Origin of the sequence: Flavobacterium sediminis, assembly GCF_003148385.1 — a bacterium.
GTDB classification, from domain to species: Bacteria; Bacteroidota; Bacteroidia; order Flavobacteriales; family Flavobacteriaceae; genus Flavobacterium; species Flavobacterium sediminis.
In genome coordinates, this window is sequence record NZ_CP029463.1 from 2,456,631 (window position 1) to 2,480,556 (window position 23,926).

The window sequence follows — 23,926 nt, forward strand, 5'->3', positions numbered from 1 at the left end:
TAAATAAAACTAAAATAACTAAGACCTGAAATTTTAAACAACATATAACAACACAATGCAACACAACGTTTTAATTTTAGATTTCGGTTCGCAATACACGCAACTAATTGCGCGTAGAGTTAGGGAACTGAATATTTTTTGTGAAATTTATCCTTATAATAACCCGCCTGAAGATTTATCATCTTTTAAAGCAGTAATTCTGTCAGGAAGCCCTTTTTCAGTTCGTTCGGAAGAAGCGCCTCATCCGGATTTATCGGAGATCAGAGGTAAAAAGCCTTTGTTAGCGGTTTGTTATGGGGCTCAGTATTTAGCTCATTTTTCAGGAGGAGAAGTAGCTCCGTCCACTATTCGTGAATACGGAAGAGCAAATCTTTCCTTTATTAAGGAAAATGAAGCATTCTTTGAAAATGTTAGTTTAGGCAGTCAAGTGTGGATGAGCCATTCAGATACCATCAAACAATTACCGACTAACGGGGTTCGATTAGCAAGTACAAAAGATGTTGAAAATGCAGCTTATCGAATAGAAGGAGAAAGTACTTACGCAATCCAGTTCCATCCGGAAGTGTATCATTCAACTGACGGAAAGCAAATGTTAGAGAACTTTTTAGTGAAGATTGCAGGAGTAGAGCAAAGTTTCACAGCAAATGCTTTTGTAGAAGAGATTGTTGAGGAACTAAAACAAAAGATCGGTAACGATAAAGTAGTATTAGGATTGTCCGGTGGTGTAGACTCTACTGTTGCAGCTGTTTTATTGAATAAAGCTATCGGAGATAACTTATACTGTATTTTCGTAAACAACGGTTTGTTACGTAAAAATGAGTTCGAAAGTGTATTGCATCAGTATAAAGATATGGGCTTGAACGTAAAAGGAGTTGATGCTTCGGCACGCTTTTTGGATGCTTTAGCAGGGTTGGAAGATCCGGAAGCTAAACGCAAAGCGATTGGGCGTGTGTTTATTGAAGTATTTGATGATGAAGCACACTTGTTAAAAGATGTAAAATGGTTAGGACAGGGAACAATCTATCCTGACGTGATTGAATCAGTTTCAGTAAAAGGTCCTTCAGCTACAATTAAATCTCATCATAATGTGGGCGGATTACCTGATTTTATGAAATTACAGGTAGTTGAACCATTGCGAATGTTGTTTAAAGACGAAGTACGCCGGGTAGGAAAAACATTAGGCATAGATGATGAATTATTAGGAAGACATCCTTTTCCGGGACCCGGATTAGCCATTCGGATTTTAGGAGATATTACTCCGGAAAAAGTTAGTATATTGCAAGAAGTTGATGCTATTTTCATCAACGGATTAAAAGAACACGGTTTGTATAATAAAGTGTGGCAGGCCGGCGCTATTTTGCTTCCGGTAAATAGTGTGGGTGTAATGGGAGATGAACGTACTTATGAGAAAGTGGTGGCATTGCGCGCTGTCGAATCTACTGATGGTATGACTGCGGATTGGGTACACCTGCCTTACGAGTTCTTAATGAAAGTGTCCAACGAAATTATTAATAAAGTGAAAGGTGTAAATAGAGTAGTGTATGACATTAGCTCTAAACCGCCTGCAACTATTGAATGGGAATAAATTTTAAAACATGTTAATACGTAAAATTGCATTTTTGATGTTATTATCTTGTAGCGTAATGGTTGCAAGACAAGAACCTTATGTAAAGCATAGCATTGCAAAAGGAGAAACTGTTTATAGCATTGCCAGAAAATATAAAGTAACCCCTTATGATATCTATCAGCTTAATCCGGATGCCAAAGACGGAATCAAGGAAAATGCAATTTTATTAATACCGAGTAAATCTTCTGTAACGGTTACCAAAGAAGTAAAAACAGTTACTCCGGAAACAGAAACAAATGATAAGTCGGAAACAACTACACATATTGTAAAGACAAAGGAAACCTTGTATGGTTTGGCAAAACAATACGATGTTTCTGTGGCAGATCTGAAAGAATGGAATCCGGAGGTTGCACAGAACGGTTTAAAAGTAGGACAAGAGATCATCGTATCTAAAAATTACCAGCCGGATAATACAAACGATACCGTAGAGATTACAACCACAAAAAATACAACGGAGGTATTCACACATGTTGTAAAAACAAAAGAAACGTTATACGGTATTTCTAAGCAATATGATCTTTCTATTAGCGAATTAGAAGAACTTAATCCGCAGCTAAAAGAAAGCGGCTTACAAATAGGAGATACATTACAATTAAAAAAAGTAATTCAGGAGAAAAGTAACAATATAAATGGAAATGTTATTACCTCCAGTATTGGTGTTTTAGAGCGTTATTACATCGTTAAGCCGGAAGAGACTTTATTCAGTATTTCAAGAAAGTTAAGCGTTTCAGAAGAAGAATTATTGAAATTGAATCCGGAAGCGGTTGATGGCGTAAAAACAGGGATGAAACTGAAGCTGCCTAATACATTCGTTTCAAAGAGTAAACCACAGGCTGATCTGATCCAGACATTGGATTTTTCTACCCGAAAAGATCTGGTCTTATTGTTACCTTTTAATGTTACTAAAATTTATACTGATACTTCCAGAACCGTTCAGGAAAATATTAAAGAAAATAAATTCTTAAATCTTACATTGGATTTCTATTCAGGAGCTTTAATGGCTATAGATTCCGCTAAAGTAATGGGCTTACCGGTTCATGTAAAGATATTAGATGTAGAAAGTTCACGTTCCACTTCAAATATTGCCAAGATCATAGGAAGAAATGATTTTTCGGATGTAGATGCCGTAATAGGGCCATTTCAGAATTCTCATGTAGAAGCAACAGCCCAATTACTGTCACAATACAATACGCCGGTTATTTCCCCGCTTTCAAAAGAAGAAAGCAAACCTTTGCCTAATCTGTATAGTGTAGTACCGTTACAAGAAACAATGTACAAAGCTGTTTTCAACTATATGTATGCTAAGAATGGCAATGTATTAGCAGTGGTCAGTAAGAAAAAGAATAGTACCAAAGAGTATTTAGAACAACATTATAAAGATGTAAAATTTGCTTCATATAATGCAGAAGGAGCAATTGATTTAGAAAGTATCCGTACTAAATTAGTCAAAAGCCAAAAGAACTTCGTGATTCTGGAATCAGAGTTAGCAAGTCAGGTTTTGAATGTAACCAATGCGTTGGTAAAGTATAAGAAAGATTTTGACATACAGCTGGTAGTATTAGAGTTATACGATACACTGGATTATGATGAAATTCCGATGCAGAATCTGGTAGATCTTAACTTATTATTTCCTTCAAGCAGAAGAGAGATCGACACACCGGAAGGTTTGATCTATGAAGAAAAATACGAAAAAAAGTATGGGGTAAAACCAAATTCCAGAGCTAATGCAGGATTTGACATTACATTTGACACCCTATTACGCATTTGTCAACCGGAAAGCTTTGAAGAAACGGCTAAGCGATACAAATCAGAACAGATAGAAACAGCTTTTGATTACGAATCTCACAACGGCGTTATTGTGAACGATGCTGTTTATATTCAGTATTACAGTAGTGATTATACGATAAAGCCGGCATTATAATGCTTGCTGAGCCAAAAATAAAACTATAAAAAAAGTCCGATTTAATCGGACTTTTTTTAGTTTATAACGGAATAGAAATATTATTCAAATAAAACAGATCCTGAAATAGCAACTTCACTCCATGTTTTGCTAACACCGTCAGCACCTTTATGCAGATCATAACATGCTTTATTGATTGATTCAACAGCTGCTTGAGCACCAAAATCCTCTAAGTTAATAACACCGTCAACAGTAAATTTTTTGTTTTCAAATTTAGAAGTAACGTCAACAGATTGAGTAACACCATTTAGAGTTAATGTTAAAACTGTTTTTCCTTCTTTAAAGTTGATTACTCCACCGATTAATTCAGTATCTTTTAATACGCTGAAAAAGAATTGTTTTAATTTTTCGTCTCTTTCAGGGTTGTTTGTAAACACACTGCTTACCGGAATAGAGAAACTAGCTCCTTCCAATACAGTCTCAGGAGTTTCACCTTCTTTGGTATCTTTTAATGAAATCGCAGTAAAACTACCTCCTACAGCTACTTTATCAGTAGTCTTATAAGCGGTCCAGTTCACTTTTGTAGAGTCTGACACTATTTTTAAACTAACAACTTCCGGAGTAGCTTCCGTTGTTTCTTCAACAGGAGCTTCTGTTTTTTCTTCTTTTTTACAACTTGTTGCTAATAGCGTTATAGCAAACGCAAATATTGCAATTTTTTTCATACGAAATAGTTTTTAAAGTTTAGCTCAAAGGTACAGAGATTTTAACATTTTAACAATCCTGTACTGTTAAAGATTGCTTAAGATTACTTTTTGATAAAATGGAATAATAAAAACTTATACTCTAAGCAGTTTCTTAATTCATAAATTGAATTATCTTTGCGCCTTTAAAATTGAGAAACTTTTTAATTTTTAGACTTTTAACTTTAGACTAATAAAATGATTACAGTTAACGATATTGCGGTTGAGTTCGGAGGGACGACTTTGTTTAGTGAGGTCACTTTTGCAATCAATGAAAATGATAAAATTGCCTTAATGGGTAAGAATGGAGCAGGAAAGTCAACCTTGTTAAAAATTGTAGCAGGAGTAAACAAACCAAGTCGGGGTGTAGTTTCGGCACCTAAAGAAGCTGTAATCGCTTATTTACCACAGCACTTGTTGACGGAAGATAAACTGACCGTTTTTGAAGAAACCTCTAAAGCTTTTGAGGATATTTTTAAAATGAAAGCGGAAATAGATGAGATCAATGAACAGTTAACTACCCGAACAGATTATGAGAGTGACGGTTACATGAAGTTAATTGAGCGCGTTTCTGAACTTTCGGAGAAGTTTTATGCTATTGAAGAGATTAATTATGAGGCTGAGGTAGAAAAAGTCTTAAAAGGGTTAGGCTTTGAACGGGAAGACTTTACACGAAAAACATCAGAGTTTTCAGGAGGTTGGCGTATGCGAATTGAACTGGCGAAGATCTTGTTAAAAAAACCGGATTTAATTTTATTAGATGAGCCTACCAATCACTTGGATATGGATAGTATTCAATGGTTAGAGGAGTTTCTGGTAACTCAGGCCAAAGCCGTAATGGTCATTTCTCACGATAGAGCTTTTGTCGACAATATTACGAATCGTACGATAGAAGTTACAATGGGAAGGATTTACGATTACAGGGCGAAATATTCTGATTATTTAGTATTGAGACAAGATAGGAGAGTACATCAACAAAAAGCTTATGATGAGCAACAAAAATTTATTGCCGAAAACAAAGCTTTTATTGAGCGTTTTAGAGGGACTTTTTCTAAAACAGAACAAGTGCAGTCACGTGTTCGAATGTTGGAAAAACTCGTTTTAGTGGAAGTTGATGAAGTAGATACTTCTGCTTTAAAGTTGAAGTTCCCGCCTTCACCTCGTAGCGGGCAATATCCGGTTGTGGTAGAAGAACTTTCTAAAAAGTACGGAGATCACGTGGTTTTTAACAATGCCGGTATGGTAATTGAACGAGGTCAAAAAGTGGCTTTAGTGGGTAAAAACGGTGAAGGAAAATCGACTATGATCAAAGCTATTATGGGCGAAATTCAGCATGACGGAGGAAAGTTAGAAATAGGTCATAATGCACAGATCGGCTATTTTGCTCAAAATCAAGCAGCTTTATTAGATGGTGAATTGTCTGTTTTTGATACAATTGATCGAATAGCAGTAGGGGATATCCGTACAAAGATCAAGGATATGTTAGGAGCATTTATGTTCAGTGGAGACGATATTCAAAAGAAAGTTAAAGTACTATCAGGAGGAGAACGAACACGTTTGGCCATGATCAAATTATTGTTGGAACCTGTAAATGTTCTGATTCTGGATGAGCCAACGAACCACTTGGACATGAAAACGAAAGACATTATCAAAGCAGCATTAAATGATTTTGACGGTACATTAATTTTGGTTTCTCACGATCGTGATTTCCTTGACGGATTAGTTACTAAAGTATTTGAGTTCGGTAACAAGCGCGTTCGCGAACATTTTGAAGATATTAAAGGTTTCCTGGAGTTCAAAAAAATGGAGAATTTGAAGGAAATTGAAAAATAAACTTTGTTGAAGTTCCGTTTAACGAGTCAAGCGAATAAACTTGTTTTTTGTAAAAAATCCTTTATTTTTGAAATTCAAAATCAGATTGAAAATGTTTCAAAAGCAAAGGATTTTTATTTTTTCAGGACTTTTTTTCTGTTCAATTGCTTTCTCTCAACACAGCTTGTTTTCGTTGTCTGACGACTATATTGTGAAAAAGTATTCACAGCGTTGGGAACTTGATAGCATTGATAAACACGGAACCTTTAGGTTAATGTCTTATAAGCCTATTTATCTGGCTCCGGCTCGTTGGTCGTCCAAGCCAAATGATCAGCCATATAGTGAAAATCCTGATTATTCAGTAGATGAAGCAAAGCCTTATAATAGTATAGAAACTAAATTTCAGTTGAGTTTTAAAACAAAAGTTATTCAAGGACTTTTTAATAATGAAGGAGATATCTGGTTAGGCTATACCCAAAAGGCACATTGGCAAGTATTCAATGTAAAATTATCGAGAGTCTTCAGAGAATTGAATTACGAACCGGAATTGATATTTATGTATCCGGTTTCTTTTTCTTTTTTAGGCGGAAAGTTCCGAACAATTGGTCTGGCATTGAACCATCAGTCGAATGGAAAGGATCTGCCTACCTCAAGAAGTTGGAATCGTATTATCTTTAATTTAGGATATGAGAATGGAAATTGGCTGGTTTCTTTTCACCCGTGGATACGTCTGAAAGACGATGAAGACGAGAATCCTTCAATTACTAAATACATCGGAAACGGAGAGCTTAATGCTGCTTATACTTACAACCGTCATCAATTTTATGCTATTGTTACTCATCCGTTTAATCATTTAAAATGTGGAAGCATGCAACTGAACTATGTTTTTCCTCTAAAAGGACATCTAAGAGGGCATGTACAGTTTTTTGACGGATACGGAGAAACCATGATTGATTACAATCACCACCAAACGACAGTAGGGATCGGGATTTCTTTTTCAGATTGGTAAGCAAAAAATAAAAAAACTGTCTTAAAAATAGTTTAAGACAGCTTTCTATGTATTCTATTATTTAGAAAGTGAACTTAATCTCTTTCGTGTTCTTCTGTTTCGTTTTCAGGTAGGTTGTTAGTCATTTTGACCTGATTTTGTAACCCTTTGAAATAATCTGTTAAAGCCGTTTTTTGACTCTCAGTAAGCGAAGCATCTTTGTGAATGATTAAATAGCTTTCCAACGGCATAGCTCCTTTTTCAATCAATTCTGCCGATTCATCTAATTTATGAGCCTGTCTTTTAGCTTCGTAAGTTCCGAAGATTGAAAAGTTAAGCTCTTCGCGACCTTCATCAATGTGATCTTTTAAGAACCAACCTGCCGGCTGAACATACGAATACCAAGGGTAAACGGTTTGGTTTGAATGACAATCATAGCAAGATGCTTTTACAATTGCTGCAATTTCCGGAGGCGTGTTGTTGATTTTTAAAAAATCCTGATTTTCATCAAAAGTCGGATTGGTTTTATCAATTTGGAAAAACTGGATAACGACTAAGACAATTACGATAGCTAAAAGTATTTTTTTCATAAAAGAAGGCTTAAAAATTTAAGTATAAATGTACAAAAAAATACAGAAGGAAATACGACCATCAAATAAATTAAGCTCTTTTTAAGATTTCAATTCTGACAAAAAGAAGACTCATTAAAGAATTTGAAAAATTAGTTAAGGGCATCTACCAATCGGATGAATTCGGCTCGATAGCCTTCAGTATCTTTTGATTTACCTTGCTTAGCTAAAACTTTAATATCAGCATTTGATTTTTTATGGATTAATTTTGAATCGCGTAATTTTAACCCGAACCAGGCTACAGCAGTACTGAATTTGAAATCTTCTGATGATTGAGCCAGTGCAACGGATTGGTCTTTTATAGTTTGTACTATTTCAATACTTTTTTCACCATCCGGTTTTTTGTAACGGAACTTTATTGTTGCCAATTCATCAGAATAATTTTGATTGTTTGTTACATTGGAATATTTCAGCTCATCTGTTTTTTGAAAGAAATCGCTTTGTACACCAACTGGTATGATTTCATATAAAGCCGTAACGGTATGTCCGCTTCCTAATTCGCCCGCATCAATAGCATCATTTTTAAAGTCTTCCGGACGTAATTTTCGGTTTTCATATCCGATTAACCGATAGCTTTGTACGTGTTTGGGATTGAACTCAATTTGTATCTTTACATCTTTAGCAATGGCAAACATACTTCCTTTGAATTCTTTGCCAAGAAACCTGTTGGCTTCCTGAATATTGTCAATGTAGGCATAGTTCCCGTTTCCTTTATCCGCTAAAATTTCCATTTTGCTGTCTTTGTAATTACCCATTCCGAAGCCTAAACAAGTTAAGAATACACCACTTTTACGTTTTTCCTCGATCAATCGTTCCATATCATTATCAGATGAGGCACCTACATTGAAATCACCATCGGTGGCAAGAATGATACGATTATTTCCTCCTTTGATAAAGTTTTCCTGTGCTATTTTGTAAGCCAGTTGAATTCCTGCTCCTCCGGCAGTGCTTCCTCCGGCTTGCAACTGGTCTAAAGCATTTAGTATCGTTTCTTTTTTAGTTCCGGAAGTAGGAGGTAAAACCAAGCCGGCTGCTCCGGCATATACTACAATAGCTACTTTGTCTTTTTCCCGTAGCTGGTTTACCAGAATTTTCATGGCTTCTTTTAAAAGTGGTAATTTGTTTGGCGAACTCATGGAACCGGAAACATCAATTAAAAAGACAAAATTGGAATGCGGTAAATTTTGAGTAGGGATTTCTTTTCCTTGTAACCCTATCTTAAGTAGTCTGTGATTTTCATTCCAGGGACAATCACTATATTCCGTTTCAATGGCAAACGGATGGTTACCTTTAGGCTGTGCATAATCATATTTAAAGAAATTGATCATTTCTTCAACACGAACAGCATCTTTAGGAACCTCTTGCCCATAATTTAAAAAACGACGTATATTGGTATACGAAGCATTATCCACATCGATCGAAAAAGTAGAAAGAGGAGATTGTTTAGGACTTTCAAATTCGTTTTCAAGAAAAATTTCATAATCCTCGTCGCTAGTGTCAACTGGTATAGTGTCAGGTTTGATTAATTTCTTGAAATCCTCTTTTTCTTTTTGTGTTAAACCATTTTTTGTAAAGGCGACAATTAAACCATTTGCTCCTTGTTCTCCATATAGAACAGCTCCTTGAGCTCCTTTTACTACGTCTACAGATTCTATATCGTTTGGTGTAATCTTTTGAAATTTTTCTGTAGTTGAAATTTTTCCGTCTACTATAATAAGGGCTTTGTTTTCATCTATAATTGATCGATTTCCTCTTATAATTATTTTTTCATTATTTGTTGAGTTAATATTTAATCCAGCAACTTTTCCCGAAATAGTTTGGGGACTATAATTTTGATTTAGAGGAGGAGCTGATTCATCGAAAACTACTCTGTTATTCGTAACGGAATAACTAGTGGTTGTCTCTTCATTCTTTCTTTTTATTCCTGTAGCACCCACTACTACCACTTCTTCTAAAGCAGCAGCTTTTAATTGTACATTGATAACATTGGCCTTCCCTACTTTTCGGGTTTCCTTCATTCCTATATAACTAAATTCTAAAATGTCCCCTTCTTTAGCTTTGATCGAATATTTTCCGTCAAAATCCGTTATAGTACTGTTTAGTGTTCCTAGAACATTGACATTGGCTCCGGAAATAGGTCCCAGCTCATCTGAAACAATTCCGGTAATTGTTTTCTCCGGATTTTTTGTTGATTGTAAATAAGGTACGGTTTTAAAACTAAGGAAAACTAAAAACATAGTAATCCCTAATGAAAAGATTTTTACATTTTTCATGATTTAATGATTTTAAATGAAACGTTGATGTATTGAGCTAACGATGTGTTTCTTACTTCTTCGGTTTTCCGTTTTTAGTAGTGATGACGACTACGCCTTTTTCTCCCTTTTTTCCATATAACTTCGTAGCGTCTTCTCCTTTGTAAATAGTTGTCGAAATGATCTCTTGTTGATCTAAAGGAGAATAAGGACTGCTAGGATTAGGACCGAAAACTTCCTGCTCTGTATATTCTGTTCCGTTGATGATATAAAGTGGTTCATTAAGAACAAAGACAGAATCTAATTGCTTTGGGTTTATTTCTTCAAATTCTTTACGGGAGACTTTTTTTCCGTCAATTAATATAAGAGGTGCCAGTTTTTTATCCTGATCGTTTTCCTTTTGGTCAACTGCGGAATAATCGGGGATCTTTGTGCTTTTTTCGTATATATTGAGGAATCTGTAAATCCCATTTTCGGACTTGATTCGGCTTTAGCTGTTTCAACCTGAATTTCTGATGTTTCCATGATTTCGTCAGACGAAGGTGTTGCAGTTGCATTGGAATATAGTTCAATCTCTTTTTCTTCTAAAGCAACGGCATCAGAGCTTAGTTCAATTTGTTCTTGTATCAGTTGAGGAGTTTCGGCTTTAATAGCTGGATGTGATGTTTTTTCAAGGGTAACAACAGTTGCAGGTGTTTCCTCAATTGTTTTTTGGATTTTAACAGTATCCCGAAGTACAAGGGGCTGTTCATTGATTTTCAGTTCTGTATCCGGGGTATAATAAAAATGATAAATAATGGTTCCGATAAGGACAATAGAGGCTGCAATGGCTACTTTTTTCCATCGGTAAGTTTCTTTCTGTGAAACATTGGTATCTAATTTATCTTCTACACGGTTCCACACACTTTCCATGTTCGGGAAGTCTGGTATTTCTCCTTTTTGAGCAGCCGATTTAATTTTATGATATAGTTGATCTTCCGTTTTCATTTTACTTTGCTTTTTGATAATAGTAGGTTGTTACCAATTCTTTTAATTTGTTCTTAGCAACATTCAATTGTGATTTTGAGGTTCCTTCAGAGATCTGAAGTTGTGTGGCAATTTCTTTATGGCTGTAGCCTTCAACTACAAATAAATTGAAAATGGTTTGGCAGCCTTCCGGAAGATATTCGACTAATTTGAGCAGGTCTTTTTCTTCTAAATCCGTCATAGCGTCTGCTAAAGGTTGGTTATCAAAGGATACATCTTCCAGATATAAATTGAAATTCAGATTCTTTTTAAGTTGTAATAGGCAATGGTTCACTGTAATTTTTCGAGCCCAGGCTTCAAAGGCATAGTTTTCTTTTAATTGTTCTATTTTGGTAAAAACAGTATAAAAAGAATCAGCAAGAACCTCTTCAATTTCTTCTTCTTTTTTAAGATAGCGTTTGCATAAATAATAAAGTTTGGGCGCCATATATTCGTATAGCTTCCGCTGCGCATCGCGTTGCTGTTTTTTACAGGCTTGTATGATTTTTTCGTCCATCACAATCGTCGCTTTCTTATATAGAGTGTAAAAAATAAGAAAAGGTTGGAAAAAGCATAACTTTTTTTAAAATTAAGAATAATTACGGAAAAGAGATTCGTAATTCAAGATAAGGAGAACTAGGATAGAGTAGTAATCAAATTTTAAAGATTTTATTTTTAATGGCATAAATAACAAGTCCTATCCTGTTCTTTACATTTAATTTTACAAATAGATTGTCTCTGTAGCCGTCAATGGTTTTAGGACTTAGATTCATTTTATCGGCGATCTCCTTATATGTCATTTCGGTACAGATCAATTTAAGGAATTCAATTTCAGTATTTTTGAGCAATTCTTCTTTAGGTGATTTTCCGGTTACAGAATTGACCAGCACATTATTGACTAAATTGTTGTGATAAAAACCGGTTTCAACTGTTTTTTCTAAGGCCTGTTCCAGTGTTTTTTTATCAACATCTTTTAATAAATAACCTTTAGCTCCTGCTTTTATCATTTTCAGAATAGTGTGTTCGTCTTCTTCAACAGTTAAAGCAATAACGTCCACATCCGGATAATTTTCAGTTAACCACTTGGTAGTCTCTATACCGTTCATGATAGGCATATTAACATCCATTAGAATAATTTCCGGTGCTTTATGAGATTTTAATTTTTCGATCAGTTCATTTCCGTTTTTACATAAAAAAGCAACATGAAAATTCGGAAAGCCGTTTACAACTCCTGCAATGGCTTCTGAGAGTAGAGTATGGTCTTCAATAATGGCAACTGTTCTTTTGTTCATGATTACAATTTTTATGATAAGATTCAGATGGAAGATCAATCAGTTTGTTTATAAACAATCAGTAAGTTGGTTCCGACATCGATCTTAGAATTGAGTTTAATATCCGCTTGAATAAGGCTGGCTCTTTTTTTCATATTCAATAAACCGACTCCCATAGCAAAATTTGTTGAGGTGTCAAAACCTTTTCCATTGTCGTTCGCCTCTATAATCAGCTCGTTTGTTAAGTTGTTATATTCTACAACAACATTGAGTTTTGTTGCTTTTGAATGTTTTATGGTATTAGAAAAAAACTCTTGTAATATTCTGAAGATAATGATCTCAGCTTTAGGATTAATGTGTGAAAAATTTCCTTTCAACTCTAAGGTCGATTCAATGTAATTTAATCTGTTAAAGCGTTCTATTTCCAACTTAAGAGCATCTTCTAAAGTGATCTGACTGATGTAATCCGGATTGGTAACTTTTGAAAGGGCTCGTACTTCATTTAAAATTCGGGTTAAGTTATCATGTAATTCCCGGGTATCGGAGTGTTCTATTTTTTGAAGCTGAATTTTAGCAAGCGTCAATAACTGACCTATATTGTCGTGTAATTCCCAACTAATGTTCCGTAGGGTTTGTTCCTTTATTTCGATCTGTGATTCAACGATTTCCCGTTCGAAGTTTTTTTTCTCTTCAACTTGTTTTATCAACAATTTGTTCTTTTTCTGTTGAAAAATAACAATTAACAGGATGATCACAAAGCACAAACCTGTAAGTCCTAAAGTGGCAAAAATTACTCCTTCGATTCCGCTTTGCTCCATATAAATCCAGAAATTAATATACTATTATAGCTTAAAAGTAAGAAATAATTGATTATAAATATAAAAGGAATAGTATTAGAATTAGAATAATACTTTCTTACAATATAAAAAGGAACGTTAGGTACAAAATAAATAAGATGCGCAAAGCTAACCCAAAAGACTAGTGATTTTGTTATAAATAAGATTTTATCCGATCGTAGTATTTCAAAAAGGTAAATAATGATTGCGATGGTTACGAGCGAAGCTCCGATGATAAAAGTATTCAGAAAATAGCTTTTACAGAAATCTTCAAAATAAAGATTGATCAAAAAAGAAAAGAGATAAGAAAATTGAAAGAAAGTGATGACTTTATAGTTGTTGATGTTTCTGACATACCGGCTGTAAATCCATAGCAAAGCTGAAAAGCGGATAACTTGATAAAAGTTATAAATGATAAAATTATTACTGGTTTTAAATACGTATTGCATTGTAAGTCCTACGATATCATTCAGAAATGTATACCACAAGATAAATAATAGAATTTTCAGAGGACTTTTGGAGTATTTACGGAAGTAAAACGTTCCGAACAAAGCCACGAATAATTCTAATAAAATTAAAGAAAATCTAATGTTTTCAGTTGAGATAAGCGGTATTCGCATATTTTTTTATTTAAATAGGAAACAACTGCCTTAAAAGATATAAATTATAATGGTAATTAAAGAAAAGTTTCTCCTTACTTTTAGGACAGTTGTTGCTTTTTTAGTCATTTTTAGGAGGAGGAAACATGGCAAGTTCATTAAGCAATAAACTGGTTTCATTATTGTTGTCGTCTAAAGACGCTCCTGTATTTGTACTGGTAAAGCGTTTTATTTTTCTATTGCTCTTATAGGTCAATTCTTCAATTACGTTTAGTTTACCGACTAATGTATTAGTTCCGTCATGTTGAATACTGAAAGGAACATTTTCAAGTAATGGATAAGCCTGAGAAAGTTTTGTACTATTCATTTTGATGGTAGGAGCAAAGAACAGTGTTTCTCTTCCGGGTAATAATTGTTCTTCTTCTCCTTCTGAATACTTATATTCTTTTTTAGACGGATATTGGGAATAATAAATTCTGATGCCGGTTATTTTAGTATTATTCAATTCAGAAACTTTATCCAATAGCTTAATATAGTTTTTCAAAGAATCCAGATCTATCCACGCAAATTCAGTTGCCTGATACGAACCGTTTTCCCGACTGTTTTCAATAATACGTTGAACTCCGTTTTCATAAGTCTCTTTCATCAAAATTCCTTTTTTTACGGAAATGATGTTGTGTGGCATTGTAACTTCATTTGCTTTATCATCAGCACATGAAGTCAATAAGATTGCTAAAGTAAAAGCAATAAAGAGAATAGATTGAATTAATTTCATAATATGTATAAATTTATTTTAGCAAAAATAACTTATTAAAATTTCTCTTTTTAGGGGAAAAACACCCTTTTTTCTATAGTCTATTTCTAATTAAAATCAGGTAAAGTACTGATAATTACCTTTTTTTAAAATACCAATTTTGTCCTGTCGATCGAATAACAGGGACGCTGAAAACTGTAAAAAAGAGTAAGCATAATATTTTAAAGACTAAAAAAATGCCAACATTAAAACCACAGCCTCTAGGCTACCCACATGCAGGAGCCGGGACAGTAGAAATTTTATTAGAAAAAGAAGACGGAGCTGATTTTTCAGTTGTTTTTTCACCGGATCCGAATAATATTGAACTTCGGGAAGGAAATGAGCCGATGCAGTTTTATTATTATCCGAAATATCCAAGATTAGCTAAAGAACCGGGAAAAGACGGAAAGTATAAATTTTCAATGCAGGTCTTTAAATCAGAAGGAGATTCTGCAACAGTGATCGGAGCTGAAGGCTTAGAAGAAGAAGCAGGAGCCTATACAACCTTAACGTCTACAATTGATGTACCGGAAGATTTGTTGAAGAAAGCAATCGATAAACTAAAAGACAGATTGCATACGCAGTATAACAACAACAGACAGGGAAAATTATTCGGACTGTTCTCATTTTTAAAAGGAGTAGACAGAGATTTTAACGAAACAAATGTTCGCCCGATACAATTGGTAGAAAATAATATCTCTCTGCGTGTTGTAGGAGAAGAGTCTAAAGAAAATCCGTTCGGTGGAGCAAACCCATGGGCTTTCAATGTACAGGGAGACGGTGCCGGAACTACTTTCGGCCTCGGTGAAAATTCTTTTTCTGTCTTAATGGGACGTAACAGTGCTTCCTTAGTTAAAAGTGCATTAGAGAACGGTACTAACAATTTACAGGTTGTGAATAACATCAAGTATAAAGCTTATTTACCGACTACCACAATTAAAACGACTATTGATGTACAAAAAGTCCACAGTTATTTCTCTTCAAAAGTAAAAGCAGAAGTTTCGTTTGTAAGCTTAAGTTGGGAACGAGAATACGAAAAGATTGTAACTAGCGGAGGAATTATCTCAGAGGTAATTACCGATACTCAATTCACAAATGAGGAGAGAGAGAAATTTGAGCAGGAATTATTGTCAAAACAACGTGATTTTGCATTTCAATTGGTTCAGAAAGAGATTTTTGACAAGCCGGAAAAACAATTTACACCAGCCGATGATCCTAAAGTAAAAGGAGGTTTTTTCCGTTTCTTAAGAGGTGATGTAGGAGTTGGGGTAAGCATTAAATCAGGGAAACAGATCCGTAAAGTTAAATTTACAGATGAAATTAAGTTCTCTGCAATTGAAGTAATGAATTCAAAGATAGATGCTAATTTAACTCCGTTAACTACAAAATCAGGAGAAGCAGCTAAAAAAGATCTGGCAAAATACATTACTGAAGTACGTTTAGATGAAGACTGGAGAAAAGTTCAGGTGATCGCTTCTTTGAACGGAGGTTTGATCAAAACGGATAAAGACGGCGATATTGTGAATGACAGTCCGGTTAGTCAGGTGTCTATTGAAGTAGGTTATCCTGATTCTAACGGAAGCATCGTATGGAAAAGTTCCGGAAGGATGTTAGCGCCGGGCGGAACACCTTATGTAAAAACTACATCCAGATCCGGTAAAGAGATCGATGCCGTTTTGCCGGCTACGTGGAACGACAGATCAATGGATAAAAATGCTTTTGTTTTCGACTTTGTTAAAAATGAGGGGGCAAACGGAAGTAAAGTAAAGGTTCGTGAAAATATTATGTATGAAAAGGACAAACGTGTAAAGATCAAGGATAAAGAGTACGAGTTTGAATTTGAAGGAACCAAATTGTTCATTCCGCTACCTATTGAGAACATGATTAATTACACCTTATCAACAGAAGAATTGTACGAATGTGATACGTTGGAAGTGACTTTCAAAGCAGATAAAATGTCGAGTAAGAAGTTTAAATTCACTTCAGAGAATTATGAAGATCTTATTCCTTATCGTGTATGGTATGAATCAGGGTATGCTATTAAAAATACCAAATATAAAATCAAATATACCTGTAAAGGAAAGATCGGTAATAAGAGCAAAAAAGTAACTATCACCACGCCTTATATGGAGTTGGATTATTTAGAAGGAGATGTGTTATTTGAAATACCAACTGACACAGAAGCTAAGAACAAGGATATCCAAAAAATAAGAGATGAGTTCTCAAGTTGAGTATTTTGAAAAGAAAAGGGAGAATATTTCATTCTCCTTTTTCCTTCAAAAGGTAACATTTAAACTATAGAAACATGCCAGACACTCAAAAAGTATACAAAGTAAAAGGAGAAAAGTTAGTGCCCGTAAACAGATTCAATCTGGAACCGGCAGCTCCCGTTACCGTATTAGGAAAAAATGTGATCGGAAAAAGATCGGTAGTAGTTGCCCATCCGGTGGTGCAATCGATCGAGATGAAAAAAGGAATAATCCCGTTGTTCAAAACCAAAAAAGAATACACACCTTTTATAGAAAATGTAGAACAGTTTAATGAGGGATCTAAATTTAAAGCCCATGAGGATAATAGAGTACAAATGGGATTTCCTCAAATTCAGATAACACCTTATAAACAAACCCTCTTTTATTATGAAAATGTATTCGATGCAGATGGAAATATAAAAGGCTACATGGGTAAAGTTTTAGTCGGATACCAACTTTCAAAAAGCAGGTCACGATTGCAACAAAACATTGATCTGTCATTGAGTCAGGCTACACTGCAATTAAAAATTTCTGACGATGAAACAACGCTGATCAATGGAGTAATTCATCACGATAGCAATTATATCGAATTTAACCTGAAAGATGAAGCGGTAAAAATAGCCTTTACCAATCTGATTACTCAGATAGAAGATTTACAGTGTAGTATTGATCTTTATTTCGAGTTCAAAGGATATACAGAAGTAAAGTTCCGCCCGATTATTTCATTAAGCCCGATAACGGCTTTGCGTAAAGATTTGTCTAAAGACATCATAAAAAAAGCAAATGCGCAGAGGAAGTTAAAAGTGAGTACCTTGAACTTCAGGAAAAGCAATGTTATAAGAGCAAAAGCAGCTAATGTAAAAGTTGCGGATAAAAAGGTAAAAATGTCTTTACCCAAAGAAACGGAAACAATTGTTAAGTCTACATACATCTACAAACACAATCAGACTTTAAATTTTAATCTGTCAAGCGGCTTGTTTAAAACATTAAACAATGAAAAGGTCGAAGCTAATCCGTTTAGGCTAAATGATGTGTTTTCAGAGTTTCAGCAAATTTACATGACCGCATTTCCTTTTGATACTCTGACGATCTATAAATCAACACTTCAACCCAATACGTTCCTAATTGTTCCTAAAAAGTATTTTATAGCAAGAACTTCAGACGATTTTAGCCCTTGCGTTGAAATTTCTTTTTTCGCAAATGTTGAAAGCTCACAAGAAGAGTTGTCTAAAGTAGTATTTGATTTTGCAATCGGACCGGATTTCTCAGGATTTGATAGTGCTAAACTGGAATTAGAGCTCAAAAGGAACCGTTTTCTGGATGACGAAAGCGATATCAGATTCCTTTTTCCTAACGATTTGCCGGATGCAGAGATCGAGATTACAGGGAATAACCTTTTACAGAATGCCACGGTAGTTAAGGACGGGAAGTATTACCAACTTAATTACGAAACAGAATCGCTTAGGGATTCCAATCTTCTTTTCAACGCTTTGCAAAACGGAATTTCTCAATATGCTAATCTGAACTTCATTTATAAAGAGATCAAAGACTCCAGTATTATTGATACAAATATCAATAAAACGATCGGCAATGCAATAGAAGCATCGTTAGACAATGACAAGAAGACAATTACATTAGAGAATTTTTCATTATCTGATTGTATTTTGAGTGATATGGTCGTTAGGGACGAAAGTAAGGAAGTCTTTTTTAATCAAACTTTTTTTCAGACGTTTCCGGTATTGAAATCCAGTGAATCAAAAGAGATCACGTATGATGCCATAAATACACTATTGGATAACAGAACATTGAATAGCATTGAATTGAAATACGAAATCGTAGAAGATATACAGAAAGAAATCGCTACACAGGTTTCACAAGACTCTGATTTAAGAAGATATATTTCAGTACTTATTGATTCCCAACCGAAAGAAGTTGAACGCATTCAACTCGATGTTGAGGTTGTCAATTCGCAAAGTCTTTTCAATTTCGAAACGTTGAAAGAAGATCTCAAAGATCCGCTAAAAAGAGCTTTCAATTTTAGTTTTATTATTCCCGGAAAACAGAACAGTCAAAACATCAATTATTCTATAAAATATTTTGATGAAAACTATAATTTGATAAAGATAACAACGAAGAGTTTGAATTATAGTGAATCGGCAACTCTAAGGATTCCCGGATTGATGTCTTGAACCGAATACATTAAAAAATTATAAAGCTAAAGAAAAATGTTAAAGAGTGCAGAGGTTCGTTGGCTCCTGAACAAAGGCCAGGAAAAACAGATAGAGCATTGGTTTGCAACTTATGACCAACAGTTTGGGCTGGAAGATAATTACCCTCGATACGATTATTATCTGAGCCTGCCTGATATCGATTCGTTAGGGATAAAGATAAGAGATCCCAGAGAAATGAAAGAAGGACTGGTTTCTCATGTGGAGATCAAAAAACAAATAGAGGAAAACAAAACGTTTAAATTCAACGAGCATATTGAAGGACAACTGAATACTTGGATAAAGTATAGTGTTAAGTTAGTTGATGCCCCTTTAATTGTAGAAATTCTAAATTCAGGAAATACCACAACCGGGTGGATTCCGGTAGCAAAAGATCGCTTGATCTTGAAATACGACTTGAATACCAGAAAATTAGTTAGTGCAACTACGTTTGTTGATGAAGGTTGCGGTATTGAGCTTACCCGTTTTAAACTGAAAGAAAAGAGCATTTATACCTTCGGTTTTGAAGCTTTTAGTAAGTCGGATCAGGAAAAAAGAAATCTGTTCCGTACTCTTCCGCTAATTTTTGAATCTGTCGGAAAGATAGAATTGAATAAGAAAAATTCAAAATCGTATCCGGAAATTTTACAACAATACTAAAAAAACAAAAACAATGAATTATCCAGGAAGAATTATAAAAAAAGGAGAGAGCGATAAAACTATCGTTAAAGCCATTCAGGAGAGAATAAATGAGTTAGGGATTGCCAATCTGGTAGTAGATGGAGATTTTGGTTATAAAACACACAATGCAGTGAAATTATACCAGAGCAGAACATTAGATGAAAACGGATTTCCACTTATTGCAGACGGTAAAGTAGGACCGATTACATGGAAATTTTTATTTGGAGAAGAATCAATTCCTGTCGTAACTACAACAGATGATGTTTTTCTACAAAAAGTAATAGAAATAGCTCGGACTCAGATAGGAGAACTGGAAGATCCATTAGGGAGTAATAGAGGACCAATGGTGGATGAATATTTAGGATCAGTAGGCTTGTCAGGAGGATATGCTTGGTGCATGAGCTTTGTGTATTGGTGCTTTGATGAAGCAGCTAAAGAATTAGGGCAAACGAATCCATTAGTAAAGACAGGAGGTTGTTTGTATCAGTGGGATAAAACGATTCAGCCCAAGATTACTGCAAAAGACGCTGTAAACGATCCTGAATTAATAGTTCCGGGGGCTGTTTTTATAATATCTTATGGTAGCGGACTTGGCCACACAGGAATAGTTGAATCGGTTCAAGGCGGCTATATCACAACGATCGAGGGAAATACAAACAATACAAATTCCAGAGAAGGAATAGGCGTTTTCAGACTGAGTTCAAGAAAGATTAATTCTGTGAACAAAGGGTTTATTACTTGTTCTGCTTAAAAGAACAGCTTATTTAAAATACTTTTCCAGTAAGATCTGAGCGGCGGCAAAAGGTGAAATTTCATTGTTTTGCACCGCTTTTTTGTTTTGTTCTAATAAGATTTTGATTTCCGGATGACTGTAAAAACGGTTTTTCAATTGTTCGTTTATCGTTTCCAACATCCAGTATTGGTTTTGCTCCTGTCTTTTGTGTTCGAAATACTGATTTTCTTTCGTTAGTTCAAAATAGTCCGCTATAATTTGCCAAACTTGGTCAATTCCTGTTTTCTCATAAGCACTACAAGTCGTTACTTTCGGTGTCCAACCGCTATTTTTAGCCGGAAATAAATGCAACGCTCGGTTAAATTCGGTTTTGGCTAACTTTGCTTTCGCAATATTATCGCCATCGGCTTTATTAATCACAATCGTGTCAGCCATTTCCATAATTCCGCGTTTTATCCCTTGCAATTCATCGCCGGCACCGGCAATTTTTAGTAATAAAAAGAAATCAACCATACTGTGAACTGCAGTTTCACTTTGCCCCACACCAACAGTTTCAATAATAATGGTATCAAAACCACAAGCTTCACACAAAATAATCGTTTCTCTTGTTTTTCGGGCTACACCGCCTAAACTATCTCCAGAAGCACTCGGACGGATATATGCATTTTCGTCTTTGACCAATTCTTCCATTCGGGTTTTATCACCCAAAATACTACCGTGACTAATTGACGAACTTGGGTCTACCGCTAAAACCGCTACTTTCTTCCCAATAGCAGTCAAATATTTTCCAAAAGCTTCAATAAATGTACTTTTTCCCACGCCTGGAACTCCCGTAATTCCTATTCGAACCGATTGGTTGGCATGAGGCAAACATCCTTGAATCACTTCATTTGCTTTGTCCAAATGTTCCGTATTGGTACTTTCAATTAATGTTATCGCCCTACTCAATGCTATTTTATCGCCTTTCAAAATTCCTTCAACTAATTCATTGGCAGAAGGTTGTTTTCTTCTGAATTGCTTTACGTTTTGCGCAACCGATTGGTTAACCGAATCGGGTTGTTTTACGCCATCTTTTTCGTAAAGAGCTGTTGGAGTTTTGCTGTGCTTTGCCACTTGAATACGTTTTTGTGTAAAATTACTGAAAACTGTAAAATAAAACAATCACAACTATTCATTCAAAAGCAATACTCAACATTATTGAATTTTTCTAACTTTATGGAAGAATTAGGTTTCTTTACCGATAGTTTCCTGTAACTTTGTTAGACTAACGCCCAATAAAACAGAATGGATAATATTATTTTACTTTTTGGATGCCTTCTTTTAGGTGTTCTTTTTCAAAAAGTTCCTGCTTTTCCTAAAAATGCTCATCAAGCATTAAATCAATTTGTAATTTACGTTTCCATTCCGGCTATCGCCTTATATTACATTCCAAAAATAGAACTCAATGCGTCTTTGTTATATCCTTTAGGAATAGCTTGGTTAGGTTTTGGATTGTCTTTTGTCTTTTTCTATGGATTGGGAAAATTATTAGGTTGGTCCAAAAAATTAATCGGATGTCTAATTGTAGTAAGTGGTTTAGGCAACACTTCCTTCGTTGGTTTTCCGGTAATTGAAGCGTTATACGGCAAAGAAGGAATTGAAACGGCTATTATTGTAGACCAACCCGGTTCTTTCGTAGTCATGTCAACTTTAGGAATTATTGTTGCTACGAGTTTTTCAAAAGAAACGCCAAGTGCTAAAACACTTTTAACCAAAATTTTAAAATTCCCACCTTTTCTAGCCTTTTTTTTAGGTTTAATGCTGAATCTTTTTAAAGTAGATTTCCCTATGGATCTGCAAAGTGTTTTTCAACGCGTAGGCGCAACAGTTTCACCAGTTGCCTTAGTAGCAGTTGGGCTTCAGTTAAAATTTGAACGCAGAAGTTTGCATTGGCCATTTTTAGGCGTTGGTCTACTTTTTAAATTAATCATAACCCCTTTGTTCTTTTTTGTACTCTACAAATTAGTTTTAGGAGCCGATGGTTTACCTATTGATGTTTCCATTATCGAAGCAGCAATGGCACCTATGATTACCGGGGCAATTTTGGCTTCCAGTTATGGTTTAAAACCCAAATTAAGTAACATGATGGTGGGCGTCGGAATTCCGCTTTCTTTTGTTACCTTAGTACTATGGTATTTTATTTTACTCCAATTTTAATATGGAATTAACAGCTCAACATATCAATGAATTAACCCAAATCGTTGGTGAAAATTTCATTTTTACAGATTTTGAAACTCGAAAAAAATACGGCTACGATGAAACGGAAGATTATAATTTTCCACCGCATGTTGTGGTAAAACCAGAAAATACAGCGCAAATTTCGGCCGTGGTACAATTGGCAAATCAATATAAAATTCCGGTAGTTCCCATTGGTGGAAGAACTGGTTTAAGCGGTGGTGCATTAAGCATTCACGGCGGTATTGCACTTTCTACAGAACGATTAAATAGTATTGTAGCTATAGACGAAAAAAATCTTCAGGTTATTACCGAACCTGCAGTAATAACTCAGGTTTTGCGCGATACGGTTGCCGAAAAAGGTTTGTTTTATCCGGTTGATCCCAGTAGCATGGGAAGTTGTTTTATTGGGGGAAACATTGCCGAAAATTCTGGTGGTGCTCGAGCTGTAAAATATGGTGTAACCAAAGATTATGTCTTAAATTTAGAAGTAGTTTTGCCTAATGGCGAAATCATTTGGACGGGTGCCAATACATTAAAAAATTCAACAGGTTACAACTTAACACAATTAATGGTCGGAAGCGAAGGAACTTTAGGAATTGTAACCAAAATTGTTTTGAAATTATTACCACAAAACCAATTCAATGTTTTGATGTTGGTTCCGTTTTTCAAAGCCGATCAAGCTTGTGAAGCCGTTTCAGCTATTTTTAGAGCGGGAATTGTACCAAGTGCTTTAGAATTCATGGAACGAGACGCTATTGACTGGTCAGTGAAATATATTGACAACATCAATGTAACGGTAAAACCCGAACATCAAGCGCATTTACTTATTGAAGTCGACGGAAATTATCCAGACGTTTTGATGCAGGAAGCCGAAAAGATTTTGAGTGTTGTGGAACAATTTGAAGTCGACGAAGTGCTATTTGCCGATACCGAAGATCAAAAAAATGCTTTATGGAGAATGCGTCGTGGTGTTGCCGAAGCCGTTAAAGCTAATTCTGTTTATAAAGAAGAAGATACGGTTGTGCCGCGCTATGAATTGCCTACGTTATTAAAAGGAATTAAAGAAGCCGGAAAAAAATATGGTTTTCAATCGGTTTGTTACGGACATGCCGGCGACGGAAATTTACACGTGAACATCATCAAAGGAAATTTAACGGATGAGCAGTGGCAAACGGAAGTCAGAAAAGGAATTGTTGAGATTTTTGAATTGACTAAATCTTTAAACGGAACATTATCGGGCGAACATGGCATTGGTTACGTACAAAAAGATTTTATGCCAATTATTTTCAATGAAACGAGTTTGAATTTAATGAAAGGAATCAAGCAACTTTTTGATCCGAATAACATTATGAATCCCGGGAAAATTTTACCGAATTAGATAAAA

At 35.1% G+C, this 23,926-nt stretch carries 19 protein-coding genes; 10 read left to right on the forward strand and 9 right to left on the reverse strand.

Going from position 1 to position 23,926, the window contains the following annotated elements; all coding sequences use genetic code 11:
• The first annotated feature begins 55 nt into the window (after positions 1 to 55).
• Entirely contained in the window at positions 56 to 1,585 is a 1,530-nt protein-coding gene (gene guaA, locus DI487_RS11340; protein WP_109569749.1) for a glutamine-hydrolyzing GMP synthase, read from the forward strand.
• A gap of 10 nt (positions 1,586 to 1,595) precedes the next feature.
• Entirely contained in the window at positions 1,596 to 3,548 is a 1,953-nt protein-coding gene (locus DI487_RS11345; protein WP_109569750.1) for a PBP1 and LysM peptidoglycan-binding domain-containing protein, read from the forward strand.
• A gap of 80 nt (positions 3,549 to 3,628) precedes the next feature.
• Here the strand turns inward: DI487_RS11345 and DI487_RS11350 are convergent, their stop codons facing one another.
• Complete coding sequence (locus DI487_RS11350; RefSeq protein ID WP_109569751.1) at positions 3,629 to 4,252, reverse strand: YceI family protein; 624 nt, start codon at positions 4,250 to 4,252, stop codon at positions 3,629 to 3,631.
• 216 nt (positions 4,253 to 4,468) lie between these two features.
• Between DI487_RS11350 and DI487_RS11355 the strand changes: the two genes are divergently transcribed.
• Positions 4,469 to 6,103 carry an ABC-F family ATP-binding cassette domain-containing protein gene (locus DI487_RS11355; RefSeq protein WP_109569752.1) on the forward strand — a complete coding sequence of 545 codons (1,635 nt, stop codon included), beginning with the start codon at positions 4,469 to 4,471 and terminating at the stop codon, positions 6,101 to 6,103.
• Positions 6,104 to 6,194: 91 nt separating this feature from the next.
• Positions 6,195 to 7,091 (forward strand): phospholipase A, encoded by an 897-nt coding sequence (locus DI487_RS11360; protein ID WP_109570667.1) that lies wholly within the window; start codon positions 6,195 to 6,197, stop codon positions 7,089 to 7,091.
• 74 nt (positions 7,092 to 7,165) lie between these two features.
• Here the strand turns inward: DI487_RS11360 and DI487_RS11365 are convergent, their stop codons facing one another.
• The 7 genes from DI487_RS11365 to DI487_RS11400 all read right to left on the reverse strand — a co-directional run bounded on the left by DI487_RS11365 (position 7,166) and on the right by DI487_RS11400 (position 14,437).
• A complete protein-coding gene (locus tag DI487_RS11365) occupies positions 7,166 to 7,660 on the reverse strand; it encodes a heme-binding domain-containing protein (RefSeq protein WP_109569753.1) in 495 nt (164 codons plus the stop codon).
• Positions 7,661 to 7,791: 131 nt separating this feature from the next.
• Positions 7,792 to 9,972, reverse strand: coding sequence for a VWA domain-containing protein (locus DI487_RS11370; protein WP_109569754.1), 2,181 nt, complete (start codon positions 9,970 to 9,972; stop codon positions 7,792 to 7,794).
• 336 nt (positions 9,973 to 10,308) lie between these two features.
• Positions 10,309 to 10,938, reverse strand: a complete 630-nt coding sequence (locus DI487_RS11375; RefSeq protein ID WP_109569755.1) for a hypothetical protein — start codon at positions 10,936 to 10,938, stop codon at positions 10,309 to 10,311.
• Position 10,939: 1 nt separating this feature from the next.
• Entirely contained in the window at positions 10,940 to 11,473 is a 534-nt protein-coding gene (locus tag DI487_RS11380) for an RNA polymerase sigma factor (RefSeq protein ID WP_109569756.1), read from the reverse strand.
• Positions 11,474 to 11,609: 136 nt separating this feature from the next.
• A complete protein-coding gene (locus DI487_RS11385; RefSeq protein WP_109569757.1) occupies positions 11,610 to 12,248 on the reverse strand; it encodes a response regulator transcription factor in 639 nt (212 codons plus the stop codon).
• A 35-nt stretch (positions 12,249 to 12,283) separates the two neighbouring features.
• On the reverse strand, positions 12,284 to 13,045 hold the full coding sequence (locus DI487_RS11390; protein WP_109569758.1) for a sensor histidine kinase: 762 nt from the start codon (positions 13,043 to 13,045) through the stop codon (positions 12,284 to 12,286).
• A gap of 738 nt (positions 13,046 to 13,783) precedes the next feature.
• Positions 13,784 to 14,437 (reverse strand): hypothetical protein, encoded by a 654-nt coding sequence (locus DI487_RS11400; RefSeq protein ID WP_109569760.1) that lies wholly within the window; start codon positions 14,435 to 14,437, stop codon positions 13,784 to 13,786.
• 215 nt (positions 14,438 to 14,652) lie between these two features.
• On the opposite strand from DI487_RS11400, the gene DI487_RS11405 reads away from it, so the two are divergent.
• The 4 genes from DI487_RS11405 (at position 14,653) to DI487_RS11420 (ending at position 20,343) form a co-directional block, all read left to right on the forward strand.
• Positions 14,653 to 16,686, forward strand: coding sequence for a hypothetical protein (locus DI487_RS11405; RefSeq protein WP_109569761.1), 2,034 nt, complete (start codon positions 14,653 to 14,655; stop codon positions 16,684 to 16,686).
• Between the two features lie 74 nt (positions 16,687 to 16,760).
• A complete protein-coding gene (locus DI487_RS11410; RefSeq protein WP_109569762.1) occupies positions 16,761 to 18,893 on the forward strand; it encodes a hypothetical protein in 2,133 nt (710 codons plus the stop codon).
• A 36-nt stretch (positions 18,894 to 18,929) separates the two neighbouring features.
• Entirely contained in the window at positions 18,930 to 19,571 is a 642-nt protein-coding gene (locus DI487_RS11415) for a hypothetical protein (RefSeq protein WP_109569763.1), read from the forward strand.
• Between the two features lie 13 nt (positions 19,572 to 19,584).
• Positions 19,585 to 20,343 (forward strand): CHAP domain-containing protein, encoded by a 759-nt coding sequence (locus tag DI487_RS11420; RefSeq protein WP_109569764.1) that lies wholly within the window; start codon positions 19,585 to 19,587, stop codon positions 20,341 to 20,343.
• A gap of 9 nt (positions 20,344 to 20,352) precedes the next feature.
• On the opposite strand, the gene meaB is transcribed toward DI487_RS11420, so the two are convergent.
• Positions 20,353 to 21,438: a methylmalonyl Co-A mutase-associated GTPase MeaB gene (gene meaB / locus DI487_RS11425; protein ID WP_109570668.1), complete on the reverse strand. Its 1,086-nt coding sequence runs from the start codon at positions 21,436 to 21,438 to the stop codon at positions 20,353 to 20,355.
• A gap of 171 nt (positions 21,439 to 21,609) precedes the next feature.
• Here meaB and DI487_RS11430 point away from each other — a divergent pair, with 171 nt between their 5' ends.
• Positions 21,610 to 22,521 carry an AEC family transporter gene (locus DI487_RS11430; RefSeq protein ID WP_109569765.1) on the forward strand — a complete coding sequence of 304 codons (912 nt, stop codon included), beginning with the start codon at positions 21,610 to 21,612 and terminating at the stop codon, positions 22,519 to 22,521.
• Between the two features lies 1 nt (position 22,522).
• Positions 22,523 to 23,920, forward strand: a complete 1,398-nt coding sequence (locus DI487_RS11435) for an FAD-binding oxidoreductase (protein ID WP_109569766.1) — start codon at positions 22,523 to 22,525, stop codon at positions 23,918 to 23,920.
• Positions 23,921 to 23,926 lie beyond the last annotated feature (6 nt).

Coding starts and splice junctions, on each gene's coding strand:
- DI487_RS11355 (WP_109569752.1), top strand. CDS start 4,469: ATGATTACAGTTAACGATATTGCGGTTGAGTTCGGAGGGACGACTTTG.
- DI487_RS11400 (WP_109569760.1), bottom strand. CDS start 14,437: ATGAAATTAATTCAATCTATTCTCTTTATTGCTTTTACTTTAGCAATC.
- DI487_RS11435 (WP_109569766.1), top strand. CDS start 22,523: ATGGAATTAACAGCTCAACATATCAATGAATTAACCCAAATCGTTGGT.
- DI487_RS11420 (WP_109569764.1), top strand. CDS start 19,585: ATGAATTATCCAGGAAGAATTATAAAAAAAGGAGAGAGCGATAAAACT.
- DI487_RS11350 (WP_109569751.1), bottom strand. CDS start 4,252: ATGAAAAAAATTGCAATATTTGCGTTTGCTATAACGCTATTAGCAACA.
- DI487_RS11375 (WP_109569755.1), bottom strand. CDS start 10,938: ATGAAAACGGAAGATCAACTATATCATAAAATTAAATCGGCTGCTCAA.
- DI487_RS11405 (WP_109569761.1), top strand. CDS start 14,653: ATGCCAACATTAAAACCACAGCCTCTAGGCTACCCACATGCAGGAGCC.
- DI487_RS11345 (WP_109569750.1), top strand. CDS start 1,596: ATGTTAATACGTAAAATTGCATTTTTGATGTTATTATCTTGTAGCGTA.
- DI487_RS11410 (WP_109569762.1), top strand. CDS start 16,761: ATGCCAGACACTCAAAAAGTATACAAAGTAAAAGGAGAAAAGTTAGTG.
- DI487_RS11415 (WP_109569763.1), top strand. CDS start 18,930: ATGTTAAAGAGTGCAGAGGTTCGTTGGCTCCTGAACAAAGGCCAGGAA.
- DI487_RS11430 (WP_109569765.1), top strand. CDS start 21,610: ATGGATAATATTATTTTACTTTTTGGATGCCTTCTTTTAGGTGTTCTT.
- DI487_RS11360 (WP_109570667.1), top strand. CDS start 6,195: ATGTTTCAAAAGCAAAGGATTTTTATTTTTTCAGGACTTTTTTTCTGT.
- DI487_RS11370 (WP_109569754.1), bottom strand. CDS start 9,972: ATGAAAAATGTAAAAATCTTTTCATTAGGGATTACTATGTTTTTAGTT.
- DI487_RS11390 (WP_109569758.1), bottom strand. CDS start 13,045: ATGGAGCAAAGCGGAATCGAAGGAGTAATTTTTGCCACTTTAGGACTT.
- guaA (WP_109569749.1), top strand. CDS start 56: ATGCAACACAACGTTTTAATTTTAGATTTCGGTTCGCAATACACGCAA.
- DI487_RS11385 (WP_109569757.1), bottom strand. CDS start 12,248: ATGAACAAAAGAACAGTTGCCATTATTGAAGACCATACTCTACTCTCA.
- DI487_RS11365 (WP_109569753.1), bottom strand. CDS start 7,660: ATGAAAAAAATACTTTTAGCTATCGTAATTGTCTTAGTCGTTATCCAG.
- DI487_RS11380 (WP_109569756.1), bottom strand. CDS start 11,473: ATGGACGAAAAAATCATACAAGCCTGTAAAAAACAGCAACGCGATGCG.